Genomic DNA, 9,560 nt, shown 5'->3' with positions numbered 1-9,560 from the left:
CGGGGTGTTCTTTGTTTTTGTGGCCCTTACCCTTTTGTATCACTTGGGTATGCCCCCCCCCCCCCCCCCCCCAACAAACCCGTTTGTTATCCCCCCCCCTGTCCTTCTGGGCCCCCCCCGGTTTTACGGGGGGGCCGCCTCTCGTGAAGCGGGGCGGATCAGACCTGGCCGGCCTTCTCCAGGGCCTCGCAGCAGGTGTCCACGATCAGGCGGGTCACCACGTACGGGTCCACGTTCGCGTTCGGGCGGCGGTCCTCGATGTAGCCCTTCTGGTCCTGCTCGACCTGCCACGGGATGCGGACCGAGGCGCCGCGGTCCGAGACGCCGTAGGAGTACTCGTCCCACGGGGCGGTCTCGTGCAGGCCCGTCAGGCGCTCGTCGATGCCGGCGCCGTAGTTCTTGACGTGGTCCAGCGGCTTCGAGCCCTGGCCGAGGGACTCGCACGCGGTGATGATCGCGTCGTAGCCCTCGCGCATCGCCTTCGTGGAGAAGTTGGTGTGCGCGCCCGCGCCGTTCCAGTCGCCCTTCACCGGCTTCGGGTCGAGCGTCGCGGAGACGTTGAAGTCCTCGGCCGTGCGGTAGAGCAGCCAGCGGGCGACCCACAGCTGGTCCGAGACCTCGAGCGGGGACAGCGGGCCGACCTGGAACTCCCACTGGCCGGGCATGACCTCGGCGTTGATGCCGGAGATGCCGAGACCGGCCTTGAGGCAGTTCTCCAGGTGCGCCTCGACGATCGGGCGGCCGTGGATCTCGTCCACGCCGACGCCGCAGTAGTAGCCGCCCTGCGGGGCCGGGAAGCCGTTGACCGGGAAGCCGAGCGGGCGGGTGCCCTCGAAGAAGGTGTACTCCTGCTCGATGCCGAAGATCGACTCCTGGGAGGCGTACTTCGCGGCGACCTCGGCCAGCGCGGCACGCGTGTTGGACTCGTGCGGCGTCATGTCCGTGTTGAGGACCTCGCACAGCACCAGGACGTCGTTGCCGCCGCGGATCGGGTCCGGGCAGGAGAAGACCGGCTTGAGGACGCGGTCCGAGGCGTGGCCCTTGGCCTGGTTCGTGCTGGAACCGTCGAAGCCCCAGATCGGCAGCTCGTCGAGGGCGAGACCCTCACCGGCGATGATCTTCGTCTTGGAGCGAAGCTTCGCGGTCGGCTCGGTGCCGTCGATCCAGATGTACTCAGCCTTGAAGGTCACGGGTCTCATCCTTTGGCGTGCTGCTGCGGGGTTCCGCTGCGGCTCGCGGCACTGCGAGAAGCTGCGGTCTCTGCGCTGACTGCGCGGTTTGTGTTCGACCGCAGCTTGGCAACACGGGATTTCCCGTCGGTTGCCCGTTTGTGAACCCCGTGTTACTCAGCTTTCCTGATCTTCGCGCAGCCGCCGTGCGACGACGTGCGCGTCGAGGAGCGATCCGAGCCCCGCACCCCGCACCCGCCGCACCACCTCGGCGTACGAGGTCCCCAGCGCCTCCGCCGTCCGCCCGAGGTGCCAGTCGCAGTCCGCGAGCCGGTTCAGGAGATACCCCTTCCGGATCTGGTTCTCGGAGAGCCGGAAGGTCTTCAGATAGGCCGCCCGCCCCTTCCGGTCGGTGATCACCTCCCCGATGTGCTGCTCCCGCCCGCCCCGCTCGAACGGCGGCAGGAACCGGTACAGGTCGAACGCCCCCATCCGCCGCACCCGCTCGAAGGAGTACGAGGTCTCCAGGAGGTCCCGCGCCATCAGCCCGTCGTGCGCCGCCGCCCAGGCCCGCTCCTGCTCCAGCGCCGCCGCCCGCAGATCCGCGAGGCCCCGGATGCCGCCGGCGCCGTCCCGGATCCGTGCCGTGAACTCCGGCACGGGGGCGCCGTAGTACGCGTACTGGTGGACCAGCTCCCCGTACAGGTCCTCCACCAGCGTCGGGTGCAGCAGCCGGTAGTCGTCCGGGTGCGGCACCACGAAGGCCGCGGCCAGCGCGTCGGCCACGTACAGGAGCACCCCGCACTGCCCCGGATGCAGCTCGAAGATCCGCAGCGCCTCCGAGAGCCCGGGCACCGCCCACCCCGCGTACGCCGCCTCGGCCCGCGGCGAGAGCCCGCGCCGCAGCGCCTCCCGGGACCAGTCGTCCCAGACCACGGACGGCCCGCCGAAGTGCAGCGCGAGATACCCCTCCAGGGCGAGGTGCAGCGGCAGGAACCGCAGCCGCCGCTCGGCGCGCCCGTCCTTGTCCCGCCGCCGCTTGGCCAGGCGGTGGATCCGGCGCACGGGCACGGCCGCCGGCTCCCCCTCACCCCCGAGCCGCGTCCCGTACGCGGCGGCCTCCGCGCCCGCACCCGTCCAGTCGGCGACGAAGCCGTGCGGGATGTACGAGGTGTACGTGGTCCGGTCGCCGAGCTCGACGGAGCCCGCGCCCCACCCCTCGTACACCTCACGCCGCAGCCGCAGCCCCGGCACCGGTTCGTCCCGCACGAGCGGCACGATCCGCACCCCGCCCCACACCTGCGCGGGCCGCACGCGCAGCCCGTCGAGATCGATCCGGGTCATCCCTCCGCCCCCTTCAGGAACAGCTCCACCCGCCGGTCCAGATAGGCCCTCAGCTCCGCGAAGCCCGTCCGCCCCTCCGCGAACTGGGCGATCTCCACCAGGGCCGCGAGATCCTCCGCGTCCCTGACCCCGGCCGTCGGCACACTCGGCGCCAGTCGGCGCACGTCGAAGCCCTCCGCGTCGTATACGGGGTTCAGGTGCACCACGCTCGTCCGCCGCTCCGGGTCGAGGCGCGTGCGCCACACCCGCAGCACCTCGCCCGCGAGCCCCGGAGGCGCGTTGTCCCAGCCGTCGGAGACGATCACCAGACGCTCGGGACCGGTCTCCAGGGCGTCCAGGACCCGCAGGCCGAGCGGGGTCGGGCCGTGGGGGTGGACGAGCAGGGGATCGTCCCGCCCCGAGGTCCACAGCGGCACGTACGCCCCCGGGGACGCGAGGGCCTCCAGGAGGAAGTGGCAGCCGAGGGCCACGGCCAGCGGACGGCGCCGCTTCACCGCCGAGCCGGAGGAGGAGAAGCTGTCGTCGAGCACGGCCGCCACCCGGCCCCACGTCCCGGCGTACGGCCCCGCCGCGCGCCGCGCCGCCGCCCGCAGCGAGGCCGTCAGCTCGGCCCGCCGTTCCACCCGCTCGGCGAACGGGAGCGCGAGGACGTACAGGGCGAGCCGGGTGAGCGGCATGACCGACAGATCGACGGCCCGGTCCGTACGCAGCCGTTCGAGCCGGGTCATCCGGGGCGCGATCCGCTCCAGGAACACCGCGCGCGGTATCCCGTGCTTCGCGGCGAAGCCCTCCGCGACCGTGAACGGCAGCTCGTACAGCGCGCCCTGCTCGTAGTGGGCCCGGCAGTGCGCGTCGAGCGTGGCGTTCTCGTACCGGACCCGGCGGCCGGGCGCGAAGAGGAAGTCACCGGTCTCGGGGTCCGCCGGCCGGGCGTGGACGTGCCGGAGGGCGGTCTTGAATCCGGTCCGGTACTTCACCGCGTCCAGGGCCGGGTCGGGGCGGGCCGCGAGCCACGCGCGCACGATCGCGCGCGTGCGGCGGTTGTTGACCCCGGCGGCGCGCAGCGCGCCGAAGAGCCGGTAGACCCGCTGCGGCGGCAGCAGCGCCAGGCGCGCGGCGATCAGCCGGCCCTCGCCCGGCTCCGCCTCCCTCGGGGTGCGGAGCAGGTGCTCGATGACGAGCGCGGCGTTGTGGTCGTTGATGTCGAGCGCGAGGGCGGCGGCGTACACGGGCCGGTAATTGACCCGTACGTACTCGTGGAGGAAGGCGAGCGAGAAGCGCTGCTCGGCGGCGGAGGAGCGGAACTCGCGCTGGCCGGTGGCGGTCACGGCGGCGTTGACGAAGAGGAGCACGTCCTCGGCGGCGACGAGCTCGGACACGGCGCTTTCCCTTCCCTGCACGTGGATGCCGGCCGGGGAATGGGGGCGCGAACAGCGAAGACGTTGCTTCAGAGGCAGGTTCCGGAAGTCGCACCGGAGTCCCGCGGCCGGCGCAGGAACGCTAACACCGGGCCGGGGGAGGACCGCCAGCGGATTACGGGCGGCCGGGGGTCGCAAGCCACCGGTGGATCGCACGCCGCCGGTGGATCGCACGCCGCCGGGGGATTGCGGGCGGCCGGGGGGATTGCGGGCCGCCGGGGGATTGCGGGCGGCCGGGGGATCGCGAGCCCCCGGTGGCTTGCGGGCGGCGTTCGTTGTCGGTGGTGCCCGGCAGACTGGGGGCATGGCGAAGCTCCTGGGCGTGAAGCCCCGTATCGGACTCCTCGGCACCGGCCCCTGGGCCGCCCGTACGCACGCGCCTGCCCTCGCCGGGCATCCGGGCATCGAGTTCAGCGGGGTGTGGGGCAGACGCCCCGAGGCGGCCGCCGAGCTCGCCGCCGCGTCCGGCACGCGCGCGTACGAGGACCTGGACGCCCTCTTCGCCGCGAGCGACGCCGTCGCCCTGGCCCTGCCGCCGGACGTCCAGGCCCCGCTCGCCGTCCGGGCCGCGGCCGCCGGCTGCCACGTGCTGCTCGACAAGCCGGTCGCCACGACGGTGCCGCTCGCCCGTGAGGTCACCGAGGCGGTCGAGGCCGCCGGGGTCGCCTCGGTGGTCTTCTGCACCCTGCGGTTCGCGGAGCCGACGGCCCGCTGGATCGACGAGCAGACGGCGGCGGGCGGCTGGTTCCTCGGGGAGGCCCACTGGCTGGGCTCGCTGTACGGCCCCGGCTCCACGAGCGCGTACGCGGCCTCGCCCTGGCGGCGGGAGAAGGGCGGCCTGTGGGACGTCGGCCCGCACGTCCTCTCCGTCCTCCTGCCGGTCCTCGGCGACGTCACCGGCGTCACCGCCGTCCCGGGCCCCGACGACACCCACCACCTCGTGCTGCGCCACGCCTCGGGCGCGAGCAGCACGGCCACGCTCACGCTCAGCGCGCCTCCGGAGGCGGCGGAGGCGGCCCTCACCCTGTACGGCACCGGGGGCCGGGCCGAACTGCCCCGCTGGAACGGCGCGGTGGGGGCCTTCGCGGCGGCCGTCGACGCCCTCGTCACGGCGGCCCGCACGGGCGAACCCCACGCCTGCGACGCCCGCTTCGGCCTGCGCCTCACGGAGATCCTGACGGAGGCGGAGCACCATGCGGCCCGCGGCTGAGGACCCCGGCCGGCGGGTCGTCCGAGCGGGCACTCCTGCCGCCGACCCGCCGCTCGTCCGGGCCGTCACCCCCGCCGACTGGTCCCTCTGGCGCGAGGCCCGGATCGCCTCGCTCACCGTCTCGCCCGAGGCGTTCAAGGCGCGGCTCGCCGACTGGGACCGGGGCGGCGAGGAGCAGTGGCGGGCCCGCTTCGACGACCCGGCCGCGTACGGCGTCCTGGCGGTCCGCGACGCCCGGCCCGTCGGGATGGCGGCCGGTCTCATGGCGCCCGACGCCGTGCCCGAACTGCGGTCGGTCTGGGTCGCGCGGGAGGCCCGGGGGCACGGTCTCGCGGTCCGCCTGATCGCGTCCGTCGAGACCTGGGCGCACGGCACCGGAGCGGGCGTCCTCCGGCTCTCGGTCCTGGCGTCCAACGCCCCGGCGATCACGCTGTACGAGCGCCTCGGGTACGCGCGGGCCGGCCGCGCGGGTCAGGAGCTGTTCATGACGAGACGTCTGCCGCCCGCGGGCTGAGCGTCTCCGCCAGCGCCCCGCACAGGGCGTCGAGGGCGGCCCCGTACAGCCGTTCCGGCGGGGTGGCGTAGCCGACGACCAGGCCGTCCGGGTGGGCGGGGCCCCCGGCGTCGGGGTGGCGGTAGGAGGCCAGGCCCTCGGTGGCGACCCCGTGCCGGGCGGCCGCGGCGAGCGCCGCCCGTTCCGTGCCCGGCGGCAGTTCCAGGACGGCGTGCAGACCGGCGGCGATGCCCGTCACCCGTACCCCCGGCACCCGTTCGGCGAGTGCGGCGGCCAGCCGGTCGCGCCGCTCCCGGTGGCGGCGGCGCATGCCCCGGACGTGCCGGTCGTACGCGCCGGAGCCGAGGAGGTCGGCGAGGGTGAGCTGGTCCATGGCGGAGGCGTACGGCTCGCGTTCCCCCTTCGCGGTGACGACGGGGTCCACGAGCGCCGCCGGCAGGCACATCCAGCCGAGCCGCAGCGCGGGGGAGAGGCTCTTGCTGACGGAGCCGAGGAGGACGGTCCGTTCGGGGTCGAGGCCCTGGACGGCGCCGACGGGACGCCGGTCGTACCGGAACTCGCCGTCGTAGTCGTCCTCCACGACGAGCCCGCCGGAGCGCCGCGCCCACTCCAGGGCGGCGGTCCGGCGCTCGGGGTGCAGGGGCCCGCCGGTGGGGAACTGGTGGGCGGGCGTGAGCAGCACGGCGCCGGCCCCGGGCGGGATCTCCCCGGTCCGGGCCCCGTCGCCGTCGACCGCGACGGGCACGGTGCGGACGCCGGCCTCGCCGAGGAGGCTCCGGTGGAAGGGGAGCCCGTACGCCTCGACGGCCCAGGGGCGTTCCGTGCCGAGCACGCGGGCGAGCAGCCGCAGGGCGTGGGCGGCGCCGGAGCAGACGACGATCCGGTCGGGGCTCGTGCGCACCCCCCTGACCCGGGCGAGGTACTCGGTGAGCGCCCGGCGCAGTTCGATCCGGCCGTGCGGGTCGCGGGTCCCGAAGGCCTCGTGCGGCGCGTCGGTGAGGGCCCGTCGGGCCGCCGCCAGCCAGGGGCCGCGCGGGAAGGAGCCGGGGTCGGGCTTGCCCTGGACGAGGTCGTACGGGAGCGGTGGCGGCGCGGCCGGGCGCACGGGCCCGGGGGCGGGCGCGGCGACCCGGTCGGCGACGCGGGTGCCGGAACCCTGACGGGAGGTGAGCCAGCCTTCGGCGACCAGCTCGGCGTACGCGTCGGCGGCGGTGTTGCGGGCGATCCCGAGGTCGGCGGCGAGCGAGCGGTAGGGCGGCAGCAGGGTGCCGGGGGCGAGGCGCCCCTCGCGCACGGCCTCGCGCAGGGCCCGGATGAGCGCGGCCCGGCGGCTGCCGCCGGAGCCGAGGTCGAGATGCAGGTCGTTCCCGAGCGCGCCGGTGCCGCTCATCGCTCCTCGCCGCCGTCCATGAGGTCCCGTACCCCGGTCAGGAAGCGTCGTACGGCCGCGGTCTCGTGCTCGGTGAAGCCGCCGAGGAGCGCGACCGTTCCGTCGATGAGCGGTCCGAAGTGCGCGCGGCCCAGTTCCTTCGCCCGGTCCTCCACGGTGAGCAGGACGCGCCGCCGGTCCCGTGCGTCGCGTGTCCGGGCCACGTGGCCGAGCCGTTCGAGCCGGTCGACGACGGCGGTCGTGCCGGCCGAGTTGAGTCCGAGGCGTTCGCCGAGCCATCCGGCGGTGGCGTCCGTACCGGCGCGCTCGGCGTCGAGGAGGCAGATCAGGGCCCGTACGTCCGTCGGGTGCATGCCGTTGCGGGCGGCGAAGTCGTTCTGGCGCAGGCCGTATTCGACGGTGACCTCGCGCAGCAGATGAAAGATCTGCATCTCCGGTGACGCAGCCACGACATCCTCCTATGATCCATATATCTCGCTGAGCGAGATTATTGCCGAACGAGATGACTGCCGAACGAGAGGACCCGTGTGATGCCGCAGGCCGAGATCACCGCCGGCACCTTCGCCGCGGCCTACGAAGAGCTCCTCGCCACGTGGCCCCACCCCACCACCACCTCGGAACTCCGCACACCCCACGGCACCACGCACGTCCTCCACCACGGCCCCGAGGACGGCCCGCCGGTCCTCCTCCTGCCCGGCGGCGGGGCCACCGCCTGCTCCTGGCGGACGGCGGCCGCCGCGCTCGGCGCGACCCACCGGGTCCACGCCGTGGACCTGGTCGGCGGACCGGGCCGCAGCCGGGCGGACGGCCGCCCGATCCGTACCGCCGCCGACCTCACGGCCTGGCTCGACGCCGTGCTCGACGGCCTGGGGCTGACGTCGGCGTCGTTCTGCGGCCACTCGTACGGCGGGTGGATCGCGCTCCGGTACGCCCTGGCGGCACCCGACCGGACCGACCGCCTCGCCCTCCTCGACCCGACCGGCTGCTTCGCCGGCTTCCGCCCCGGCTACCTGCTGCGCGCCCTGCCCCTGCTGCTGCGCCCGACGGCCGCCCGGGCGGAGGCCCTCCTCGCCTGGGAGACCGGCGGGGCGGAGCGGGACCCGGCGGTGCGGCGCCTGGACGCACTGGCGGCGGAGCTGCCCCGGCACCGCCCGGTCACCGGACCCCGCCCGACCCGCGCCGAACTGGCCGCCCTGCGGCCCCCGACGCTGCTGCTCACGGCCGGGAGGAGCCGTGTGCACGACGCGGCCCGGATCGCGGAGCGGGCCGGGGCGGCGATCCCCGGCCTCGTGACGGAGACCCTGCCGGCGGCGACGCACCACACGCTCCCGGCGGACCTGCCGCCGGCCGCGCTGTCGACGCTCGCGGGCTTCCTGGCGGCGGGCTGAGGTCAGCGGGACGGCGGCTCAGCGGGACGGCGGCTCAGCGGGACGGCGGCTCAGCGGGACGGCGGCTCAGCGGGACGGCGGCTCAGCGAGACAAGGAGCCTCCCTCACAGCGGGACAAGGAGGTCCCCGCTCAGCGGGACAACGCGTCCCGCACGGCCTCCTCGGTCCGGCCGACGACGGCCGTGCCGTCCTCGGCCGTGATGATGGGCCGCTGGATCAGTTTCGGGTGCGCGGACAGTGCCTCGATCCACCGCTCGCGGTTCGCCTCGTCCCGGGGCCAGTCCTTCACCCCGAGGTCCTTGGCGACGGCCTCGCCGGTCCGCGTGATGTCCCAGGGCTCCAGCCCGAGCCGCTTGAGGACACCGCGGATCTCCTCCGGCGACGGCACGTCCTCCAGATAGCGGCGCACGGTGTAGTCGGCGCCCTCCGCGTCGAGCAGGGTGAGGGCGCTGCGGCACTTGGAACAGGCGGGATTGATCCAGATCTCCATGGCCCACACGGTACCCGCACGGCACCCCCCAAGGCCCCTTCCAGCACCCCCCAAACCCCATCTGGCCAGGGGCGATTGTCAGTGGGGGTCTCTAAAATAGGGGGTGAAGGTGAGGGTCCCGGGGAGGGCCCCCACCCCACCGTTCGCCAGGAGGTAGCCCATGGCTCTCGCCGTGATCCGGACGCCGTCCCTCGAACCCTGGAAGCCGCTCCAGAGGAAGCCGCTCCCCGCGGGCCGCCCCCGCGAGTGGTACGTGTCGCACAACCGCCGTCTCAAGGCCATGCGCCTCGCGATCGCCCTTCTCGACGCCGGCGTCTACGTCCCGTCGAAGGCGACGAACACGACGATACGCACCACGGCCGAGCAGATCGGCATCCACCCGCCCTCCGACACGACGTGCCGCATGGTCCGCGCGCTCATCCGCTACGGCCGCTGACACCGGAGGGGCGGGTGGCCGGGCGGGGCCGGGCCGGCCCCCCGGGGGTGCCCCCCCCCGGGGGGGGGCCCCGGGGGGGGGCCCCACGGCGGGGAGCGGGACGTCCTTCTCACGGGCGGGCGCTGGACGCCGGGCGTACGGGATCCGAACGACCGGACTCCGTGTTCCCGAGAACCCGAAGGAAGACACCATGAGCAAGCA

General features: G+C 74.7%; 10 protein-coding genes. 4 read left to right on the top strand and 6 right to left on the bottom strand.

Translation table 11 applies throughout. From position 1 onward, the window contains the following. Positions 1 to 158 precede the first annotated feature (158 nt). The 3 genes from glnII to ACWGN5_RS38740 form a co-directional block, all read right to left on the bottom strand. Positions 159 to 1,190, bottom strand: a complete 1,032-nt coding sequence (glnII, locus tag ACWGN5_RS38750) for a glutamine synthetase (RefSeq protein WP_453523114.1) — start codon at positions 1,188 to 1,190, stop codon at positions 159 to 161. 156 nt (positions 1,191 to 1,346) lie between these two features. Beyond that, complete coding sequence (locus ACWGN5_RS38745; RefSeq protein WP_453523113.1) at positions 1,347 to 2,513, bottom strand: ARPP-2 domain-containing protein; 1,167 nt, start codon at positions 2,511 to 2,513, stop codon at positions 1,347 to 1,349. Further along, positions 2,510 to 3,892 (bottom strand): hypothetical protein, encoded by a 1,383-nt coding sequence (locus ACWGN5_RS38740; RefSeq protein WP_453523112.1) that lies wholly within the window; start codon positions 3,890 to 3,892, stop codon positions 2,510 to 2,512. The genes ACWGN5_RS38745 and ACWGN5_RS38740 overlap by 4 nt, the downstream gene beginning before the upstream one ends. 343 nt (positions 3,893 to 4,235) lie before the next feature. On the opposite strand from ACWGN5_RS38740, the gene ACWGN5_RS38735 reads away from it, so the two are divergent. Next, the gene (locus ACWGN5_RS38735) at positions 4,236 to 5,141 is read left to right on the top strand and encodes a Gfo/Idh/MocA family protein (RefSeq protein ID WP_453523111.1); all 906 of its coding nucleotides are present in this window, start codon (positions 4,236 to 4,238) and stop codon (positions 5,139 to 5,141) included. After that, a complete protein-coding gene (locus ACWGN5_RS38730) occupies positions 5,125 to 5,655 on the top strand; it encodes a GNAT family N-acetyltransferase (RefSeq protein ID WP_453523110.1) in 531 nt (176 codons plus the stop codon). Before ACWGN5_RS38735 ends, ACWGN5_RS38730 begins: the two co-directional genes overlap by 17 nt. Here ACWGN5_RS38730 and pdxR read toward each other — a convergent pair. Next, on the bottom strand, positions 5,624 to 7,045 hold the full coding sequence (pdxR, locus tag ACWGN5_RS38725; protein WP_453523109.1) for a MocR-like pyridoxine biosynthesis transcription factor PdxR: 1,422 nt from the start codon (positions 7,043 to 7,045) through the stop codon (positions 5,624 to 5,626). The two genes, ACWGN5_RS38730 and pdxR, sit on opposite strands and share 32 nt — an antisense overlap. After that, positions 7,042 to 7,476: a MarR family transcriptional regulator gene (locus ACWGN5_RS38720; RefSeq protein ID WP_453523119.1), complete on the bottom strand. Its 435-nt coding sequence runs from the start codon at positions 7,474 to 7,476 to the stop codon at positions 7,042 to 7,044. The genes pdxR and ACWGN5_RS38720 overlap by 4 nt, the downstream gene beginning before the upstream one ends. Before the next feature lie 99 nt (positions 7,477 to 7,575). On the opposite strand from ACWGN5_RS38720, the gene ACWGN5_RS38715 reads away from it, so the two are divergent. Beyond that, the gene (locus tag ACWGN5_RS38715; RefSeq protein ID WP_453523108.1) at positions 7,576 to 8,433 is read left to right on the top strand and encodes an alpha/beta fold hydrolase; all 858 of its coding nucleotides are present in this window, start codon (positions 7,576 to 7,578) and stop codon (positions 8,431 to 8,433) included. Between the two features lie 130 nt (positions 8,434 to 8,563). Here ACWGN5_RS38715 and ACWGN5_RS38710 read toward each other — a convergent pair whose 3' ends face one another. Further along, positions 8,564 to 8,923, bottom strand: a complete 360-nt coding sequence (locus ACWGN5_RS38710) for an arsenate reductase family protein (RefSeq protein WP_453523107.1) — start codon at positions 8,921 to 8,923, stop codon at positions 8,564 to 8,566. Between the two features lie 160 nt (positions 8,924 to 9,083). Between ACWGN5_RS38710 and ACWGN5_RS38705 the strand changes: the two genes are divergently transcribed. Continuing rightward, positions 9,084 to 9,359, top strand: a complete 276-nt coding sequence (locus ACWGN5_RS38705) for a hypothetical protein (protein WP_453523106.1) — start codon at positions 9,084 to 9,086, stop codon at positions 9,357 to 9,359. The last annotated feature ends 201 nt before the right edge of the window (positions 9,360 to 9,560 follow it).

It is taken from the genome of Streptomyces sp. NPDC055815, assembly GCF_053616475.1.
The sequence above is the reverse complement of the archived record's forward strand: the minus strand, read 5'-3'. Positions and strand labels throughout refer to the sequence as shown.